Raw genomic sequence first — 17,651 nt, 5'->3', positions numbered from 1 at the left:
GTCAGTACCTCACACGGGGGTCGATCAGCGCGGCCACGATGTCCACGATGAAGTTGGTGACGGCGACGATGACGGCCAGGAGCACCACGATGCCCTGAACGGCCACAAAGTCACGGGCGGTCAGGTAGTTGGCCAGCTGGAAGCCCAGCCCCTTCCACTCGAAGGTGGTCTCGGTGAGCACGGCGCCGCCCAGCATCACGGCGATCTGCAGCCCCATCACGGTGATGATGGGGATCAGGGCCGGCTTGTAGGCGTGTTTGGTGACCAGCCGGAATTCGCTGACGCCCCGGGAGCGTCCGGCCTCGATGTAGTCCCGGCCCAGGGTGCCGATGACGTTGGTGCGCACCAGCCGGAGGAAGATGCCCGCCGTGAGCAGGCCCAGGGCAAGCGCGGGCAGGACGGCATGGGCCATCACGTCGCCTAAAGCGGCCATGTTGCCGCTTCTGAGCGCATCGAGCCAATAGATTCCGGTGGGCGCCTGGAGCCCGGTGAGGGCAAGTTCGCTGGAGGTTTTGGCCCGCCCTGCCACGGGGAGCCAGCCGAGCCACACGGCGAAGGTCAGCTTCAGCAGCATGCCGGCGAAGAACACGGGCGTGGCGTAGCAGAGGATGGCAAAGACGCGCAGCACGGCGTCGGGAATGTGGTCCCGCCGGTGCGCGGCGATCATCCCGAACGGGATGCCCACCAGCAGCGCGACGATCAGCGCATTGACGGTCAGTTCGAGCGTGGCTGAGCCGTAGGTGGCCAGCATCTCGGTGACCTTGCGGTTATCGGACAGCGTGGTTCCGAAGTTGCCGGTGATGAGCTGGCCCAGGTATTCGAAGTACTGCACGGGAAGCGGGCGGTCATAGCCGGCCGCGTGAATCCGTTCCTGCAGCTGCTCCGGGGGCAGCCGGCCGCCCAGCGCGGCCGTGATGGGATCGCCGGTGATCCTCATGAGGAAGAACACCATGGTGACCAGGATGAAGATTGTCGGAAAGATCAGGAGGAACCTGATCAGGAGGTATTGGCCCAGTCCCCCGCCGGACTTCTTTTTCTTTGTCGGCAAAAGGCCGTCGGCGTCGCTTGGCGGCGCCTCAATAAGAGTTGTCATTACTGCCTGATTCTGTGTTTCCGGATCCGCAACGGAGCCGGAATCGGCTGTTCACTGGCCAGCAGGAAGGCGGGACGCCGGGAAGGCGTCCCGCCTCCGTGGCTGGTCAGGACCTGGGGTGGAGCCCTACTTCGAGATCACTCCGAGGCGGGTCTTGAACGAGGCGTCGAGGGTCTGGTCCACGCCCTTGACGTCGGCCCCCGCAACCATGAGCTGCGCGCCCTGCAGCAGCGGCAGGGTGGAGAGGTCCTTGGCGACGGCGGTCTGGGCATCGCCCAGCACCTTCTCGCGTTCGGCCTTGTCCACCGTGGTGAGCTGCTTGGTGACCAGCTCGGTGACCGCGGGGTTCTCGTAGTGGTTCTTCAGGAAGTTGCCGGGGATGAAGAACGGCGTGAGGTAGTTGTCGGCGTCGGAGTAGTCCGGGAACCAGCCGAGCTGGTAGACGGGGTAGGCATCCGCCGTCCGGGCCTTCGAGTAGGTGACCCACTCGGTGGACTGGAGGTCAACCTTGAACAGGCCCGACTTTTCCAGCTGTTCCTTGATCATGGCGTACTCGTCGCCCGAGGACTTGCCGTAGTGGTCCGGGTTGTACTGCAGCTTGATGTTGACGGTGCCGGTGATGCCGGCGTCGGAGAAGGCCTTCTTTGCCTTGTCCAGGCTGGGCTTGCCGTTGCCGTCGCCGTACATTTCCTTCAGCGGCTGGATGGCGCCGTTGAAGCCGTCCGGGACAACCGAGTAGGCGGGAAGGTAGGTGCCCTTGTAAACCTGGGTGGCAATGGCCTCGCGGTCCACGATGTCCGCCATCGCCTGGCGTACGGCGAGCGCCTTCTTGGCGTCGGCGTCAGCCGTCTTTGCACCGAACGGCATGGTGTCGAAGTTGAAGACGATGTAGCGGAGTTCGCCGCCGGGGCCCTTGTGCACCTTGACCTTCGAGTCCTTCTCAAGGTCGGCGGCGTCGGTGGCCGTCAGGCTGCGGCCGGCGACGTCGATGTTGCCCTGCTGGACGTCCAGCTTCAGGTTGTTGGAGTCGGCGTAGTACTTGATGTTGGCGCCGTCGTTGGCGGGCTTGCCTAGGAGCCCCTGGTAGTCGGGGTTGGCCTTGAGGCTGACGAGCTCGTTCTTCTTGTAGCTCTCGATGGTGTACGGCCCGGCAAACGGCTTGCCCTTGACGATTTCGTCGTCGCTGAGGACCTTGTCCGCCGGGAAGACCTCCTCGTCGACGATCGGTCCGGAGTTGGCGGCCAGGACGCCGGGGAAGACCTGGTCGTTGCCGGCTTTGAGGGTGAAGACCACGGTTGAGTCGTCCTTGGCCGCCACGGACTTCAGGTTCGACAGCAGGGCAGCCGGGCCGTTGGGGTCGGCGATCTTAACCACGCGGTCGATCGAGAACTTCACGTCGGAGGAGGTCAGCGCGTGGCCGTTGGCGAACTTGAGTCCGGGCTTGAGCTTGACGGTGTACTCAGTGGGGGTGGTGAACGACGCCGATTCGGCGATGTCCGGAACAGCGTCGGCGCTGCCCGGCTTGGAGTTCATGAGGAACGGATAGATCTGGTTCATCACCATGAACGAGCCGGCGTCGTAGGAACCGGCCGGATCCAGGGTGACGACTTTGTCCGTGGTGCCGTAGGTGATGGTGCCCCCGCCGGCGCCGCCGGTGGACGTGCCGCCGCCTCCGGACGGTCCGGTGCAGGCTGTGAGTGCGAAAGCGGAAACGCCTGCCAGCGCGATAGCGCTCCGCAAGGCCCTCTGATTCTTTGCCATCTGTGAACTTTCTGTTCGTTGAGTACGCGCGGGGTGCCCGATCCGACTCGTGTGCGGGCAGCCCGCTGATGCCTCTGATTCAACCAGATGGTTGCCCGGTGAAACATTGCATCGTGTGAGTTGAGACACAAAATTTACCAGAAGGAATTCCATTCCGCTGACCGAACGGTCGGAAACCCGGAAATGGCGACAAAATAGGCCGGCGGAACAAATCCGCCGGCCGTCCTCACTCCGGAATCCGGAGCATCGTCAAAGTTGCGCCCGCTGCAGGGATCGCGCAGCGTCGATGGTCGCTTGGCCGAGGACCCTGCTGCCCTGGTACAGGACCACGGTCTGGCCCGGCGAAACACCGCGCAGGGGATCCGTCAGGGTCACCACAAGGCTGTCACGCCCGGTTCCGGAGTCGTCGGCAACCCGCTCCATCCGCGCTACGGCAGGAACGGGGTCGCCGTGCGCCCGCACCTGCGCATGGCAGTCAAACTCGGCGCCGGAGCCAACCTCGGCGATGGGGAGGCCGGCCCAGGAAACCTTGATGCCGCGGATCTCGTCGATGGCCAGCAGGGCCTCGGGCCCCACCACCACCTTGTTTTCCTTCGGCCGGATCTCCAGGACGAACCGCGGCTTGCCGTCCGCGGCCGGCCGGCCGAGCTTCAGACCCCGGCGCTGACCGACGGTGAACGCGTTCGCGCCGGCATGTTCGCCCACCTTGGCGCCCGTTTCATCCACGATGTCGCCGGTGGTCATGTCGATCTTTTCCGCGAGCCATCCGGCGGTGTCACCGTCGGGGATGAAGCAGATGTCGTGGCTGTCCGGCTTGTTGGCCACGGAGAGCCCGCGCCGTTCGGCCTCCGCGCGCACCTCCGCCTTGGACGGGGTGTCCGCAAGCGGGAACATGGAGTGCTTCAGCTGCTCATGGGTGAGCACGCCCAGGACGTAGCTCTGGTCCTTGGCCCAGTCGGCGGCGCGGTGCAGCTCCCGGTTTCCGTCGGCGTCCTCGATGACCTTGGCGTAGTGGCCCGTGCAGACGGCATCGAACCCGAGGGCGATCGCCTTTTCGAGCAGGGCGGCAAACTTGATGCGCTCATTGCAGCGCATGCAGGGGTTGGGCGTGCGGCCGGCGGCGTACTCATCAATGAAGTCCTGGACCACATCCTCCTTGAACCGCTCCGAGAAATCCCACACGTAGTAGGGAATTCCCAGGACGTCGCAGGCCCGCCAGGCGTCGCGCGAATCTTCAATCGTGCAGCAGCCCCGGCTGCCGGTGCGCAAGGTGCCCGGCATCCTCGACAGCGCAAGGTGAACGCCGACGACGTCGTGCCCCGCCTCGACGGCGCGGGCGGCTGCAACGGCGGAGTCAACGCCGCCGCTCATGGCTGCTAGAACTCGCATTATGGCTTTCTGTTGGATTGGCCCCATGACGCACGGGTTGCCGAACTATTCTACTGCCCGCCGGAATCAGAGCCTAAATTCCTTGACGGCTCCATCCCGCCCTTCTAAAGTCACGAGTACCGTTTTTAGAACGCAGGCCTGCAGCCTGCCGTGCGAATCGAGTAACGCCATGACCCCTGAAAGCATTGTCGTCGCTGGCGCCGGGCTGGCCGGAGCGACGGCGGCGCGCACCCTGCGCGCCGAAGGGTACGCCGGGAACATCACCATCGCGGGGACCGAGCCGCACCCTCCCTATCTCCGGCCGCCGCTGTCCAAGGAATACCTGCTCGGCAAGGCCGGGGAGGACGCCGTCGAGGTTGTGCCGGCGAGCTGGTACGCCGAGAACAACGTCAGCCTGCGGCCGGGCAGCCCGGTGGCATCGGTCGATCCGGCGGCACATACCGTCCGCTTCGCGGACGGAACAGTCCAGGGGTACGGGGCGCTCCTGCTTGCGCCCGGCGCCACGCCCCGGACACTCCCGCTGAGCGGCGCCGAACTGGACGGCGTCACCACTTTCCGCACGATCGATGACAGCCGCCGCCTGCGGGACCAGCTCGCGCCAGGCGGCCGCAATGTCGTGCTCATCGGCTCCGGCTGGATCGGGATGGAACTGGCCGCAGCGGCAAAAACCTACGGCAACCAGGTCACGCTGCTCGGACTTGAGGACATCCCGCTCGCCGCGGCGCTCGGCCCGGAGCTCGGCAGCTTCTTCCGCGCCCTGCACGAGGACAACGGCGTTCACTTCCGCCTCCCCGCCTCAGCCAGGGAGATCACCGGACACAACGGGAAGGTGACCGGCGTGGTGACCGACGCCGGCGAGCTCCTGCCTGCGGACATCGTGGTCATCGCCGTGGGGGTGGTTCCGGAAACTTCACTTGCCTCCGCGGCCGGCCTGGAGATCCGCAACGGGATCCTCACCGACGCTTCACTGCGCACCAGCGCCCCGGATATTTTTGCCGCCGGCGACGCCGCCAATGCCCTGCATCCGTTCACGGGCGAGCACCACCGCAGCGAACACTGGTCCAACGCCCTAAACGGCGGCAAGGTGGCGGCCAAGGCCATGCTCGGCCAGGACGTTGCCCTTGACATGGTTCCCTACTTCTACACCGACCAGTTCGACGTCAGCATGGAGTACTCCGGCTTCCCGTCCCTGGCGGCGAAGGCGGCCCCGGTCATCCGCGGTTCACTGGAGCGCAAGGAGTTCGTGGCGTTCTGGCAGCAGGACGGCCGGGTTGTGGCCGGCATGAACGTCAACTGGCCGAGGTCCGTCAAGCCGAGTGCCCAAAAGACCATCAAGGCGCTCATCACCGCCCGGGCCGAGGTGCCTGCCGAGCGGCTGGCCGACGGGAACGTGACGTTCGATCAGCTGATTCCGGAACCCTGACGGGCGACGGTGGCAGCCGTCTGAATGGAGGATTCGTGTCCGGCCATTCCGGCCTGCCGGGCCCGGGCATAAGCGCCGGGCAGGGCGGCGAGGAGGGCGTCCACGTCCGCTTCGGTCGAAGGATGCCCCAGGGTGAAGCGCTGTGCACCGCGTGCCGTCTCCTCATCCAGACCCATGGCCAGGAGGACGTGCGACGGACGCGGAACACCTGCCGTACACGCCGACCCGGTCGATGATTCGACGCCGGCAAGGTCCAGGAGGAACAGCAGGGAATCGCCTTCGCAGCCGGGGAACGTGAAGTGGGCATTTCCGGGCAGGCGCCCCTCCCCCTCCGGACCGCGCAGCACCGCGGCCGGAACCGTATCGCGGACCCCCGCGATCAGGCGGTCGCGCAGCCCGGAAATCCGCGCAGCCTCGGCGTCGAGGTTCTTTGCCGCCGTGTCAGCTGCAGCTGCGAAGGCCGCGATGGATGCGGTGTCGAGCGTTCCCGAGCGGACGTCGCGTTCCTGGCCGCCGCCGTGCTGCACCGGCGTGAGCTTCACCGACCGCCCCAGAATGAGCGCCCCGACGCCCACCGGGCCGCCGATCTTGTGGCCTGAGATGGACATCGCATCGAGCCCGGAGTCGCGGAAATCCACGGGGACGGAGCCGAATGCCTGCACCGCGTCGGAATGCACGGGCACCCCGGCGGCGTGCGCGAGCTCCACGACGCGGCGGACGGGCTGGATGCTCCCCACCTCGTTGTTGGCCCACATGACCGTCACCAGAGCGATGGATTCGGGCTCACGTTGCAGTTCCGCCTGTAGCGCTTCGAGGTCCAGCACGCCGTCCTTGGTTACCGGCAACCACCCAACCTCCGCCCCTTCGTGGCGTTCCAGCCACTCAACGGTGTCCAGAACGGCGTGGTGCTCGACGGCGGAGCACAGGATCCGCTGCCGGCGCGGGTCTTCAGCCAGGCGGGACCAATACAGGCCCTTGACGGCCAGGTTGTCCGCTTCGGTGCCGCCCGAGGTGAAGATGACCTCCGACGGGTGGGCGCCTGCCGCGGCGGCAAGGGTTTCCCGCGCGTCCTCGACGGAACGCCTCGCCCGGCGGCCGGAGCCGTGCAGGGACGAGGGATTTCCGGTCCGGGACAGCTCGCGGGTCAGGGCAGCCAGCGCTTCGGCGGCAATGGGTGTAGTGGCGGCATGGTCCAGGTAAACAGGCACGCTTAAATTCTAGACGCCGCCGGATTTCCGCTGCCGTCAGGCTCGAGCGGCCTCATGGCCTGATCCTGGCGCAGCAGCGCCCGACCGTCCGGTCCTCCACGACTTTGTCCTCCGGGATCCCGCAGGCCGCGGCGGCACCACTCAGCAACGCTCCGTTCATGGCACACACCACGTCCGTGTGCCCGTCGGCGAGCCGGTGGAAGGGACAGTTCATCAGGACGGTTCCGCCCTCGCCGTCCTGTTCCGGCATATAGCCAATGCTGCGCAGCACTTCGTCCAGCGATGCCCCGCTGCCGCCCAGGGCATGGCCGCGCGAATAAGAGGCATCGGTCAGCGCCTCGCGGACCCCTGCCCCGTCGGCTATGGAGGATTCAATCGCGGTGGCCATCAGTTCTCCGGCCAGGTCGTAGCTTCGTTCCGGAACTGACGCGCCCACCTCGTCCAGCGCCGGGCGGTAGAGCTTCGCCGGGCGGCCCGACCCCGGTCCGGCCTTTCCACCGAGTTTTCGGAACTCTACGGCCAGCAGCCCGTCCCGGACCAGCTTGTCCAGGTGGAACGACGCCGTGGACCGGGGCATGTCCAGCGCAGCCGCTGCATCGTCCCTCCCCACAGCCGACGGTTGCCCGGTGACGTACTCAAAAAGGCGCCGCCTGCTCGCATCACCCAGCGAGGCCAGGGCGGCCAAACGGCCGGTCCACGAAAGAGCGGTCCTTGGTTCGCGGTCTTCAGGTTTGCGGCTCATCAATCCAGCGTAACTCTAAAATCAAGATCTGTTGCTAAAGAAGGATCCGCAGTTCTAAAATCAAGCTATCTACTTTTAGAAAGGGAGTCTGTCATGAAAACCACAGCACTCAGGGAGTCGGCAGGCCCGAACACGCTCGCCGCGGATCCGCCCCGGCAGGCGTTCCTGCTCCTGCGAACCGTCTTCACCGTGGCGCCCATACTGTTCGGCCTGGACAAGTTCACCAACCTGCTGACCCACTGGACCGGCTATCTGGCACCGATCGTTCCGGATACCTTGCATTTGCCGGCGCAGACGGTGATGTACGTCGTCGGCGTCGTCGAGATCATCGCCGGAATACTGGTAGCCCTGCGGCCACGGATCGGCTCGCTCGTGGTGGCTGCATGGCTCTTGGGGATCATCCTGAACCTGCTCATCCTCGGGGCCTTCTTCGACGTCGCCCTGCGCGACTTCGGCCTGTTCGTGGCCGCTCTGGCCCTTAACCGGCTGGCCACCGCAGCGGCGGCCCGTCAGCCGGGCGGGACCACCGTCAGCCACTGAGCAATGTCTGCCCGGGCGGCGGCGAGCGCCGCCGCCGTCGGGCACGACGCCGATACGTACACCGAGGAGCCGGCCTCGCCAAAAACCCGGGCCAGCACGGCGGTGGCCCTGCCGGCTTCCCGGCCTGTTGGTTTGGCGGCACGTTCCAGGGCTAGTACATCCACGGCCGGCGCGGGCTTACCCCGTTCGCCGCCCCAGCGGAGCGACGCGGGCTTCAGGTAGGCAGGCAGGATCGTGGGGTCCAGATAGGCGAATAGCGCCGCTGTCGAGGCCCTGTCATCAGCCGCCACCAGGGGCCACTGATTCTGGCGCACCCCGGCCGCAACCTGGCAGCCGTCGGATTTTTGATAGCGGCTCGTGCCGCCGGCGTTACTGACCACCTGTTTCCATTGCGGCGCTTCGGCAAGGTCCTCCGACAGCCCGACGGGAACGCCGTGCGCCAGCGCGGGACCTGCCGAGAAGGGCATGTCGCGGGCAGCCACGGCACCGGCGTCGTGCCCGGGGGTGATGGTCGGCGTGCCGGGTCCGCTGGTGACAGGCGGGGTGTTCGGGGCCGCAGGATCCGGGACACCGACGCTGCAGCCGCCCACGAAGGCCGTGGCGGCAACGGCTGCCACCACCACACGTGTACGGCGACCGCCGCGAGCTGTCCGAACTCCCATTCCGAAAAGTCTAGACGTCCCGCGTTTCCACCGGCGGGAACCGGCAGCCCTGCCGCGGTCGTTGATCCAGAAGACCGTCAAGACCGGCTTATATGCTTGGCTCACCGGGCCGCGCATGCGCGCCGGCACCAACGACTTAAGGATCATGCTTGACCAAGGGCAGCAGTTCCCACTACGAAGTGCTCCGCGTGGCGGTGACCGCGACGGAGAGGGAGATTAAGGTGGCCTACCGCAAGGCTGCCCGCGCTTCGCATCCCGACCACGGAGGCGACGCCGCCGCGTTCCGCCAGGTGACCCTTGCCTACGAAACGCTCATCGACCCCCAGCGGCGGGCCGCCTATGACCGTTCCTACGCGGCCGGCCCGCGCCGGAGCCGCGCAGACGGCGACGAGGCGCACTTTGACGCCCCCGCTGCCGGCAGCCACGCCTCCGCGACGATCCACAAGCCGGGAACGCCCCGGAACACCTCGGGCGACGCCCCTGTCTATGTACCCCCCTTCGACACCCCCGGCGCCGTTCCCCTGCTGCCGCCGGAACTCGCCGGCCAGCAGGTTCACGGCATGCCCAGGAAGCGGGGCATCTTCGGCGCTGAGGCCCGGATCCAGCGGGAGCTGCGCACGGTACAGCTGATCAGCAGGCAGGTCCTGCCGGCGATCCCCGCGGCGCGCCTGATCAACGGGCTGCAGTCCCCGGCGGACAACAGCCACATTGACCACGCCCTGCTCTCGGGCTACCGGCTCGCGCTGATCGGCTCCATGCTGCTGCCCAAGGGCGCCTACGCGTGGGACGGAAGCACACTGAACCACGGTGGCAGGTCGATCGCCCCGCCGCAGCTGGCCCACGTGGTCCGGCGGATGCAGGACATCTTTCCGGAGCTCAACGTGACCGGCTGGACAGTGGTCCACAGCCCGGACGGCAACCTCCACGAACCCGTCATCGACCGCCACCGCCGGTCCCGCGGCGGCTCCGACATTGTCCAGGTGGTCAATGCCGCCGGCCTGGCCCGGGGGCTGAAGGATTTCCTGTCCTCCGGTCCGGCGCCGAACACCGTCAACGTTCCCGTGCTCGCGCGGCTGCTGAGGGGCATGCATTAAGGTCGGTTTTTGCCGCCGCTAGGATGGAAGCGTGTTCCGCATCCTCTTCCACACGCCCGAAATTCCCGGCAATACGGGCAACGCCATCCGTCTCGCCGCCATCACCGGCGCCGAACTCCACCTCGTGGAGCCCCTGGGCTTCGACTTCTCCGACGCCAAGCTCCGCCGTGCCGGCCTGGACTACCACGACCTGGCAGTGGTCACCGTCCACCCCAACATCGAGGCCGCCTGGGACGCGCTGCAGCCGGAGCGCGTCTTCGCCTTCACGTCCGACGGCGAGGTGTCCTACACGGACATTGCCTACCGGCCCGGTGATGTCCTGATGTTCGGCCCGGAGTCGGTGGGCCTGCCTGATGACCTCAAGCGCGATCCCCACGTCACGTCCCGGGTCCGCCTGCCCATGCTGCCGTCGCTGCGGTCACTGAACCTGGCGAATGCGGCGTCCATCGCCGTCTACGAGGCCTGGCGCCAGCAAGGTTTCACCGGCGCCAAGCTCTGAGTGCAGCCCGTCCGGACCGCCACCCATCCAAGGCCCGTGCCGCACCGAATCCCTCCTGAGCACATCCAAAGGGCATGCACATCCACAGGCGTAGGGAGCGGCAGGTGAGAACACAGAGGCCGCGCAACGCAGCTTTTCGTTTTGTCCGGCACGATGCTGCCGCGGCCGGTTATGGTGTGCCGCACGCGCCTGCAGGCCACCTATGCTTGAGAGTGATGGAAACTCCCAACGCGCCGAACTTTGACGCCACCGCGCCGCCCGGCACCGCCGTCGACCTTAATCAGCAGCTGGCACAGCTGCTGGAGCGCATTGCCCAGGGCGACCAGGCGTCTTTCGCCGAGTTCTACCGGCTGACGTCGCGGCGGGTGTTCGGCATGGCACGCCGGGTGCTGATCGACCCGGAGCTCAGCGAGGACACCGTCCAGGAGGTTTTCCTGCAGGTCTGGCAAAACGCCGCGAAGTTCGATCCGGCGAGCGGAAGCCCCCTGGCCTGGCTCATGACCATCTCGCACCGCCGGGCAGTCGACCGGGTCCGGTCATCCCAGTCCGCGAGCGAGCGTGAGGCCAGGTACGGCGCCAACAGCCAGGACATCGACCACGACTCCGTGTCGGACGAGGTGGACAGCCGGCTTGAAGCCGAAGCAGTGGTGCGCTGCCTGGAGACGCTGACCGAAACGCAGCAGGAATCCGTCCGGCTCGCCTACTACGGGGGCCTCACCTACCGCGAAGTGGCCGAGAAGCTGAACGCGGCCATTCCAACCATCAAATCCCGCATCCGCGACGGACTGATCCGACTCAAGACCTGCCTGGGGGTGAGCTGACAATGACCGATACGAATGATTCCCGCGGCCGCCAGCTGCCCCGGGCATTTGCCGCCGACATTCCCACCGACCTCGCGGCCGGCCGGGCCGTTGAGCTTGCCGAGATCTATGCCCTCGACGCCATCAGCGACGCCGAGCGCGAAGCCATCGACGCCTATGTCAGCGGCGCTCCCGAGGCGGAACGCGCATCCTTCAAGGAACGCGTCCGCCAGGCCAGGGAGACCCTGGCCATGTCCTTTACCGCCGAGGAGGAGCCGCCCGCGGACCTGTTCGCCCGGATCGTCGCGCAGCTTCCCGCTGCCGCCCCGGCCGCGGAGCCGGCCAAGGCCCGCGCGGACGCAGATGCGTTGGCTGAACCGGCAGTCGACGAGCTTGCCGCTGCGCGCCAGCGCCGTGAAGCACGACGCCGGCCGGCAGGCCTCCGTAACTGGCTGATCGGTGTTGCGGCTGCTGCCGTGATCGCGCTCGGCGGCGTGGGGATCGGGGCCTACGTGGCCAACCAGAACGATCCCTTCAGGCAAATCATCGAGGCGCAGGACGCCCGGCAGGCGACCGTCCGTGTCACCGGCGGAGGCACGGCCACGGTTTCGATCTCGCCGTCGCGTGATGCCCTGGTGGTGCGGATGAAGGATGTGCCGCCGCCGCCCGCGGGCAAGGTGTACCAGATGTGGCTGATTCCGAAGGATGGCTCCACGCCCATCTCCGAGGGGCTGATGGACGCGGAGGCGTTGTCGAAGCCGGCACTGGTCAAGGGCATCGGCTCCGCCGCCTCGCTCGGCATCACCGTCGAGCCCGTCGGCGGATCGGCGACCCCGACGCTCCCCACTGTGGCTGCCGCGCCGCTGAATACCTGACGCTCCGCGCCGGGCGCTTGACGTTGACGTTGCGTCAACTTCTACGCTGGAGGCATGAAGCAGGAAGAACTCCGGAGCTGGTCCATCGCCGAGCTGGCGAAGCTGAGCAGGGTCTCGTCCAGGACCCTCCGGCACTACGACCAGGTGGGGTTGCTGCCGCCTGCCTACACAGGGCACAACGGCTACCGCTACTACACGCAGTCTGAACTGCTGCGTCTCCAGCGGATCCTGCTTCTCCGCGAACTTGGCCTGGGCCTTGAAACCATTGGGCAGGTTCTGGACGGCCAGGCAGACCAGCTGGATGCGCTGAGCGTGCACCGGAAGTGGCTGCTGGCCGAGCGCGACCGCCTGGACAGGATGGCCAGGACCGTCGGGGCAACCATATCGGCACTGCAGCAGGGAGACGCCATGTCAGGCGAAGACATTTTCAAGGACTTTGACACCAACCCGTACGAGGAGGAGGCCCGCCGGCGGTGGGGCGACCGGGCCGTCGAGGACAGCAAGGCGCGCCACGCAGCGCTCAGCGCTGCCGACAAGCAGGCCTTTCTGGCCGAGGCCGGTGCTATCAACGAAGAACTGGCCCGGTGCCTGGACGCCGGCCTGCCGGCGGACGACGCCCGGGTGCAGGCCGCCGTCGAACGCCATTACCGCTGGATCTGCGTCAGCTGGACGCCTGATGCGGACAGCTACGTGGGACTGGGCCGGATGTACGTGGAGGACCCGCGGTTCACCGCCTTCTACGACACGAGCCGCGCAGGCCTCGCCTCCTACCTGCTGGAGGGGATCAAGGTCTACGCGGCGTCGCAGCTCCGTCCGGCCGCCGGCTGACGCCCAAGAAAGAGGGGCAGCCTAGAAGCCGGCGATCGTCCCCGGGCCGTTGACCATGACCACGTGGAATGCCTCGGCGCTCCGTCCGTCGGGGAGGCCGGCGCGTCGGGCATTTGCCTGCATGCCGCGCCGGACGGTGGCCTCCATGGCCTCGGCGTCGGGATGCTGGCTGACGTGCACGTGGATCGCCTCGAGCTTGCTCTCGACATGGTCCGTGACGTCCACAAAGTGGTTTTCCCGCTCCTCCGGACCCGCGTAGAGCCACAGCCACGGAAGCTTGAAGGCCTCCAGGCCGGACTCGGCGAGGTCCTGGTACGCGAAGGGGTTTTCCACGGCCGGGTAGACGGCCCGGGTCACCGCCTCGCCCACCGCCAGGTGGTCCGGGTGGCTCTTCTGGATCCGCTTCCAGTTGCGCTCCGGGTGCATGGAAAGCACGACGTCGGGCCGGACTTCGCGGATCAGCTTCACCACCCCGCGCATCACCTCGTGGTTCGGCTCAAGGTATCCGTCCCGCTGGTGCAGGTAATGGATGTCCGTGACGCCGACGAGGGCCGCGGCGCGTTCCTGCTCGGCCGCCCTGAGTGCGATGATTTCGGCGCGGTGCGCAGGGTCGAAGCCGCCGGCGTCGCCGTCGGTCATGATGCAGTAGCTGACCTCGACGCCGGCCGCCGTCCACGCGGCGATGGTGCCGGCGGCGCCGAAATCGATATCGTCTGGATGGGCTGAGAAACAGAGCACCCGCTCAATCCGGTGCTGTTCCGGATTGAACGGGCTCTGCGCTGGTGCAGCGTTTGGGGTCAAGGACTCAGCCCTTGCGCTTCTTGATCTCTTCAGTTGCCTGCGGCAGCACCTGGAAGAGATCGCCCACGATGCCGAAGTCGGCGATTTCGAAGACGGGCGATTCGGCGTCCTTGTTCACGGCCACGATCACCTTGGCGGTCTGCATGCCGGCCTTCTGCTGGATGGCGCCGGAGATACCGGCGGAAATGTAGAGCTGGGGCGAGACGGTCTTGCCGGTCTGGCCGACCTGCGCGTCGTGGCTGATCCAGCCGGCGTCCGTTGCCGCGCGGGATGCGCCCACGGCCGCACCCAGTGCGTCCGCCAGTTCCTCCACGGGGCCGAAGTCGCCGTCGAGGCCGCGTCCGCCGGCCACCACGATGCGCGCATCGGTGAGGTCCGGGCGGCCGCTGGCGACCTTCTGTTCGCGGGAGGTGATGCGGGCAGCCGCTGCGGTGGCGTCAGCAGGGGCGTCGACGGTGACCGTTTCGGGTGTGGCGGGAGCCGCCGCGGGCTCGGGGTCCACGGAGTTTGCCTTCACGGACAGCACGGTGACCGGGGTGGTGGCCTTCGCCGCCGTGGTGTAGGAACCGGCGAGCACCGACTTGTGGGCGGTGCCGTCGGCGTCAACCGCGACGACGTCGGTGATGACGCCGGCGCTCAGCCGGATGCCGAGCCGGGCAGCTATTTCCTTGCCCTCGGGCGAGTTCTCCAGCAGAACAGTGGTGGCACCGGATTTGTCCGCCACGGCAGCCAGGAAGGCGGCCTTCGGGGCGACCAGGTAGTCGTCGAGGTCCGCTGCGGCCGGCCGGAAGATGCTGGCGGCACCGTAGGCACCCAGGGTGCCGGCGGCGTCGTCGGACAGTTCGCCGTTGACCGCCACGGCGGTCTCCCCGAGGGAGCGGGCGATGGTGAGGAGTTCCAGGCTGCTCTTCTTGAGAGCCTGCCCGGGGTTGTCAATGAATACCAGTACGTTTGCCATGTTGTGGAGTCCTCTTAGAGCAGCTTCTGGGCGGCCAGGAAGTCAACCAGCTTGATGCCGGCGTCGCCTTCGTCCGTGATGATGGTCCCGGCGGTGCGCGGCGGGCGTTCCTCGGCCGCCGTCACGCGGGTCCAGGAGCCGGCGTGGCCCACCTGGGAGGAGTCGACTCCGATGTCAGCCAGGGAAAGCGTGGTGATGCTCTTGCGCTTGGCCGCGATGATGCCCTTGAAGTTGGGGTAGCGCGGTTCGTTGATCTGGTCGGTCACGGAGACCACTGCGGGCAGCGACGCCTCAACCGTCTCCGAGTGGGTGTCCGCGTCGCGGCGCGCCGTGACCCGTCCGCCGTCGACGTCCAGGGAGGAGGCGAAGGTGACCTGCGGAAGCCCCAGGCGCTCGGCAAGCTGTGCGGGCACCAGGGAGGTCTCGCCGTCGGTGGAGGCCATGCCTGTCAGGACCAGGTCCACGGGGGCGTCCGCGCCGAGGTGGCGGACGGCAGCGGCGAGCGCCAGGGAGGTGGCGGCCGCGTCCGAGCCGGCGAGCGCACCATCGGTGAGGTGCACGCCCTCAGTGGCGCCGATCTGCAGGGACTTCTTGATGGCGTTCACGGCGCCGGCCGGTCCCATGCTCAAAGCGATCACCTTGTTCCCGGCCTTGGCACCGCCACGGGCTTCGGCAAGCTGCAGCGCGGCTTCCAGGGCGTACTCATCCAGTTCGGACAGGATGCTCTCGTCGCGGTCCGTGGTGTGGCCCTCGCCGCTGAGGTGCCGGTCGAACTGGGCGTCCGGCACATGCTTGACCAGGACGACGATCTTCAATGTCTCTTCCACTGTATTTACAGCAGCCTTCCGTGCTTGTGGATAGCCAGCCGGGTGAGGTCATGGCCGTGGAACGCCCGGGATACGGGTAGCTCCTAGCTAACCATATTGGGCCCGTCATATGACGTCCCGTTAACGCCTGTGTCAAAGGCCCGGCTGATGGCAGGCACAACGACGGCGGGCCGCACCCCCAGGTGCGGCCCGCCGTCGCGCTTGGCGCAGTTACTGTTCTGCCGCTGCACCGAGCGTGACGTCCAGCTGCTGCTCGCGGCCGTTGCGCAGGACCGTGATCTTCACCGAGGAACCGGCCGGCTGCTCGCGGACAGCTGCCGTCAGCTGGTTCGGGTCACTGATAGCCAGGTCGTTGAAGCGCGTCACCACGTCGCCCACCTTGATCCCTGCCTTGGCCGCCGCCGAGCCCGCCTCCACCGTGGCCACGTCGGCTCCCGTGGAGAACCCGGAGGCTGATGCCGCCTTCTCCTTGACGCTGACGCCCAGCTGGCCGTGGGTGGCCTTGCCGTGGTCGATGATTTCCTGGGCCACGCGCTTGGCGTTGTTGATCGGGATGCTGAAGCCCACGCCGATGTTGCCTGTTCCGCTGGATGCGGAGCTGCCGCCGGCCGAGGCGATCGCGACGTTGACGCCGATCACTTCACCCTTGCTGTTCACCAGGGCACCACCGGAGTTGCCGGGGTTGATCGCCGCGTCCGTCTGGATGACATTAATGGAGATCGAGCCCTGGTTGGCCGAGCTCTGGCCCTGCCCCTGGCCCGGAGGAGCGAACTGGAAGCCCTGGTCGCCGCCCTGGGAGCTGTCCGTTCCCTCTTTCGGGGCCGCCGAGGAGGCCACGCTGATTGTCCTGTTGAGCGTGGAGACGATGCCGTCCGTCACCGTGCCGGTGAGGCCAAGCGGGGAGCCGATGGCCACGGCCGTGTCCCCGACGTTCAGCTTGCTGGAATCACCCAGCGCTGCCGGCGTCAGGCCGGACGGGTTGTCCACCTTGATGACCGCGAGGTCTGACAGCGGATCGGTGCCAACCACCTTGGCGGTGAGGACGCGGCCGTCGTTCGTGCGGATTTCTATGTCCGCGTTCGCGGTGGCGCCGTCCAGCGTTACCACGTGGGTGTTGGTGAGGATGTGGCCCTGGTCGTCGAGGATGATCCCGGAGCCGGTGCCGCCGTCGCTCCCGCTGGTGGCCTTAATGGTCACCACGCTCGGCGATGCCTTGACGGCCGCGGCCGTGATCTCGTTGACCGAATCCTGGTTGTTGACGATCACCGTCCCGGGCTGGCTGCCGGAACTGACGGCCGGCGCGGTTCCGCCGGCATCGAACAGGTTGCCGGAACCAACGGTGGCAACGCCGCCGCCCACGAGGCCTGCGGCCAGGATGCTTGCCACCAGCGTGCCGACGCCGAACGTCGCCTTGCGCTTGGGCTGGTTGGTGCGGTTGTCCTGGAAAGCGGGATGGCTGTTCTGCTGCGAGTACTGGGAACCGGTCGACTGCGGCGCCGGTGCCGACTGCTGCCCGTAGAAGGGTGCACGCTGGGGGTAAACGGGATGCGGACCGCCGGGACGCTGTTGCTGCGCGTGCTCGCGGCTCGCCGCAGGGCTGCCATACGCCTGGCCCTCATCGGCCTGGGCTGCACGGGCCTGGCCTTCATCGGGCTGGCTTGCCTCCTGGGCGGGCCGGTACAACGGCCGGGTGGGGTTGCTGCCGGAGTCAAGGCGTACCGTAGGGTTCTCGGAACCGCCGGCGGTGGTGTGTGCGCTGTCCTGCGGTGCAGGAGGCTGGAGACCCTCGGCGGGCTCAGGCCGAGGGGTCGGATCAACAGGGCGCCCTGAAGGATCTCGGTTCTCAGGTGCTGCGCCCGGTACTGGGTGCTCAGTCATTGGACTTCCTTTCATCCGCGTCTGTATTAACTATGGACGATCGGACTGAAACTAATTCGGACGTTTGCTGGGAGGTTCCTGAATGCCCTCCGTGGGGGCAGTACTGCCAGTGTTCTGGACCGCCGCCGACGTCTCCAGCGCTTTTCGCTGGTGGCATATTCCCCGCCGTGGACGGTCCCGCTGGTGCACCATAGAATCAAGAAGAATTGCCACAGCGACCTGCGGCTTTACACCCGGCGTGGGGGCGCTGCTGCATTCTATGACGGCTGTTCG

Annotated in this window: 17 protein-coding genes; 7 read left to right on the top strand and 10 right to left on the bottom strand. The window is 67.1% G+C overall.

Annotated elements, in window-relative coordinates; all coding sequences use genetic code 11:
* Window position 1 precedes the first annotated feature (1 nt).
* From ACFTSA_RS03890 to mnmA, 3 genes are all read right to left on the bottom strand, one after another.
* The gene (locus ACFTSA_RS03890; protein WP_377949755.1) at window positions 2–1,093 is read right to left on the bottom strand and encodes an ABC transporter permease; all 1,092 of its coding nucleotides are present in this window, start codon (window positions 1,091–1,093) and stop codon (window positions 2–4) included.
* A 126-nt stretch (window positions 1,094–1,219) separates the two neighbouring features.
* Window positions 1,220–2,854, bottom strand: a complete 1,635-nt coding sequence (locus ACFTSA_RS03885; protein ID WP_377949753.1) for an ABC transporter substrate-binding protein — start codon at window positions 2,852–2,854, stop codon at window positions 1,220–1,222.
* Window positions 2,855–3,103: 249 nt separating this feature from the next.
* Window positions 3,104–4,243, bottom strand: coding sequence for a tRNA 2-thiouridine(34) synthase MnmA (gene mnmA / locus ACFTSA_RS03880; protein WP_377949751.1), 1,140 nt, complete (start codon window positions 4,241–4,243; stop codon window positions 3,104–3,106).
* 169 nt (window positions 4,244–4,412) lie between these two features.
* On the opposite strand from mnmA, the gene ACFTSA_RS03875 reads away from it, so the two are divergent.
* Entirely contained in the window at window positions 4,413–5,666 is a 1,254-nt protein-coding gene (locus ACFTSA_RS03875) for an NAD(P)/FAD-dependent oxidoreductase (RefSeq protein WP_377949749.1), read from the top strand.
* Here ACFTSA_RS03875 and ACFTSA_RS03870 read toward each other — a convergent pair.
* On the bottom strand, window positions 5,645–6,874 hold the full coding sequence (locus ACFTSA_RS03870; RefSeq protein ID WP_377949747.1) for a cysteine desulfurase family protein: 1,230 nt from the start codon (window positions 6,872–6,874) through the stop codon (window positions 5,645–5,647). The two genes, ACFTSA_RS03875 and ACFTSA_RS03870, sit on opposite strands and share 22 nt — an antisense overlap.
* 52 nt (window positions 6,875–6,926) lie before the next feature.
* Window positions 6,927–7,616 (bottom strand): helix-turn-helix transcriptional regulator, encoded by a 690-nt coding sequence (locus ACFTSA_RS03865; RefSeq protein WP_377949745.1) that lies wholly within the window; start codon window positions 7,614–7,616, stop codon window positions 6,927–6,929.
* 93 nt (window positions 7,617–7,709) lie between these two features.
* Between ACFTSA_RS03865 and ACFTSA_RS03860 the strand changes: the two genes are divergently transcribed.
* Window positions 7,710–8,156 (top strand): hypothetical protein, encoded by a 447-nt coding sequence (locus tag ACFTSA_RS03860; protein ID WP_377949743.1) that lies wholly within the window; start codon window positions 7,710–7,712, stop codon window positions 8,154–8,156.
* On the opposite strand, the gene ACFTSA_RS03855 is transcribed toward ACFTSA_RS03860, so the two are convergent.
* A complete protein-coding gene (locus ACFTSA_RS03855) occupies window positions 8,126–8,818 on the bottom strand; it encodes a hypothetical protein (RefSeq protein ID WP_377949741.1) in 693 nt (230 codons plus the stop codon). The genes ACFTSA_RS03860 and ACFTSA_RS03855 overlap by 31 nt on opposite strands.
* A 149-nt stretch (window positions 8,819–8,967) precedes the next feature.
* Here ACFTSA_RS03855 and ACFTSA_RS03850 point away from each other — a divergent pair, with 149 nt between their 5' ends.
* From ACFTSA_RS03850 to ACFTSA_RS03830, 5 genes are all read left to right on the top strand, one after another.
* On the top strand, window positions 8,968–9,912 hold the full coding sequence (locus ACFTSA_RS03850) for a J domain-containing protein (RefSeq protein ID WP_377949739.1): 945 nt from the start codon (window positions 8,968–8,970) through the stop codon (window positions 9,910–9,912).
* Between the two features lie 31 nt (window positions 9,913–9,943).
* The gene (locus tag ACFTSA_RS03845) at window positions 9,944–10,411 is read left to right on the top strand and encodes a tRNA (cytidine(34)-2'-O)-methyltransferase (RefSeq protein WP_377949737.1); all 468 of its coding nucleotides are present in this window, start codon (window positions 9,944–9,946) and stop codon (window positions 10,409–10,411) included.
* 215 nt (window positions 10,412–10,626) lie between these two features.
* Window positions 10,627–11,232 (top strand): sigma-70 family RNA polymerase sigma factor, encoded by a 606-nt coding sequence (locus tag ACFTSA_RS03840; protein ID WP_331575826.1) that lies wholly within the window; start codon window positions 10,627–10,629, stop codon window positions 11,230–11,232.
* Window positions 11,233–11,234: 2 nt separating this feature from the next.
* Window positions 11,235–12,086, top strand: coding sequence for an anti-sigma factor domain-containing protein (locus tag ACFTSA_RS03835; RefSeq protein WP_377949735.1), 852 nt, complete (start codon window positions 11,235–11,237; stop codon window positions 12,084–12,086).
* A 54-nt stretch (window positions 12,087–12,140) separates the two neighbouring features.
* On the top strand, window positions 12,141–12,914 hold the full coding sequence (locus ACFTSA_RS03830) for a MerR family transcriptional regulator (protein ID WP_377949733.1): 774 nt from the start codon (window positions 12,141–12,143) through the stop codon (window positions 12,912–12,914).
* A gap of 21 nt (window positions 12,915–12,935) precedes the next feature.
* Here ACFTSA_RS03830 and ACFTSA_RS03825 read toward each other — a convergent pair whose 3' ends face one another.
* From ACFTSA_RS03825 to ACFTSA_RS03810, 4 genes are all read right to left on the bottom strand, one after another.
* Complete coding sequence (locus ACFTSA_RS03825) at window positions 12,936–13,715, bottom strand: PIG-L deacetylase family protein (protein WP_377949732.1); 780 nt, start codon at window positions 13,713–13,715, stop codon at window positions 12,936–12,938.
* Window positions 13,716–13,719: 4 nt separating this feature from the next.
* A complete protein-coding gene (locus ACFTSA_RS03820; RefSeq protein WP_377949731.1) occupies window positions 13,720–14,673 on the bottom strand; it encodes an electron transfer flavoprotein subunit alpha/FixB family protein in 954 nt (317 codons plus the stop codon).
* Between the two features lie 14 nt (window positions 14,674–14,687).
* Complete coding sequence (locus ACFTSA_RS03815) at window positions 14,688–15,488, bottom strand: electron transfer flavoprotein subunit beta/FixA family protein (protein WP_354263287.1); 801 nt, start codon at window positions 15,486–15,488, stop codon at window positions 14,688–14,690.
* 222 nt (window positions 15,489–15,710) lie between these two features.
* Window positions 15,711–17,378: a trypsin-like peptidase domain-containing protein gene (locus tag ACFTSA_RS03810; protein WP_377949730.1), complete on the bottom strand. Its 1,668-nt coding sequence runs from the start codon at window positions 17,376–17,378 to the stop codon at window positions 15,711–15,713.
* Window positions 17,379–17,651: the final 273 nt, after the last annotated feature.

It is taken from the genome of Arthrobacter sp. NPDC057013, assembly GCF_042674585.1.
GTDB lineage: Bacteria > Actinomycetota > Actinomycetes > Actinomycetales > Micrococcaceae > Arthrobacter.
The sequence above is the reverse complement of the archived record's forward strand: the minus strand, read 5'-3'. Positions and strand labels throughout refer to the sequence as shown.

Excerpts from the sequence above, each read along its gene's own strand:
- ACFTSA_RS03835 (WP_377949735.1), top strand. The coding sequence starts at position 11,235 with ATGACCGATACGAATGATTCCCGCGGCCGCCAGCTGCCCCGGGCATTT.
- ACFTSA_RS03830 (WP_377949733.1), top strand. The coding sequence starts at position 12,141 with ATGAAGCAGGAAGAACTCCGGAGCTGGTCCATCGCCGAGCTGGCGAAG.
- ACFTSA_RS03855 (WP_377949741.1), bottom strand. The coding sequence starts at position 8,818 with ATGGGAGTTCGGACAGCTCGCGGCGGTCGCCGTACACGTGTGGTGGTG.
- mnmA (WP_377949751.1), bottom strand. The coding sequence starts at position 4,243 with ATGCGAGTTCTAGCAGCCATGAGCGGCGGCGTTGACTCCGCCGTTGCA.
- ACFTSA_RS03875 (WP_377949749.1), top strand. The coding sequence starts at position 4,413 with ATGACCCCTGAAAGCATTGTCGTCGCTGGCGCCGGGCTGGCCGGAGCG.
- ACFTSA_RS03820 (WP_377949731.1), bottom strand. The coding sequence starts at position 14,673 with ATGGCAAACGTACTGGTATTCATTGACAACCCCGGGCAGGCTCTCAAG.
- ACFTSA_RS03865 (WP_377949745.1), bottom strand. The coding sequence starts at position 7,616 with ATGAGCCGCAAACCTGAAGACCGCGAACCAAGGACCGCTCTTTCGTGG.
- ACFTSA_RS03810 (WP_377949730.1), bottom strand. The coding sequence starts at position 17,378 with ATGACTGAGCACCCAGTACCGGGCGCAGCACCTGAGAACCGAGATCCT.
- ACFTSA_RS03860 (WP_377949743.1), top strand. The coding sequence starts at position 7,710 with ATGAAAACCACAGCACTCAGGGAGTCGGCAGGCCCGAACACGCTCGCC.
- ACFTSA_RS03890 (WP_377949755.1), bottom strand. The coding sequence starts at position 1,093 with ATGACAACTCTTATTGAGGCGCCGCCAAGCGACGCCGACGGCCTTTTG.
- ACFTSA_RS03840 (WP_331575826.1), top strand. The coding sequence starts at position 10,627 with ATGGAAACTCCCAACGCGCCGAACTTTGACGCCACCGCGCCGCCCGGC.
- ACFTSA_RS03885 (WP_377949753.1), bottom strand. The coding sequence starts at position 2,854 with ATGGCAAAGAATCAGAGGGCCTTGCGGAGCGCTATCGCGCTGGCAGGC.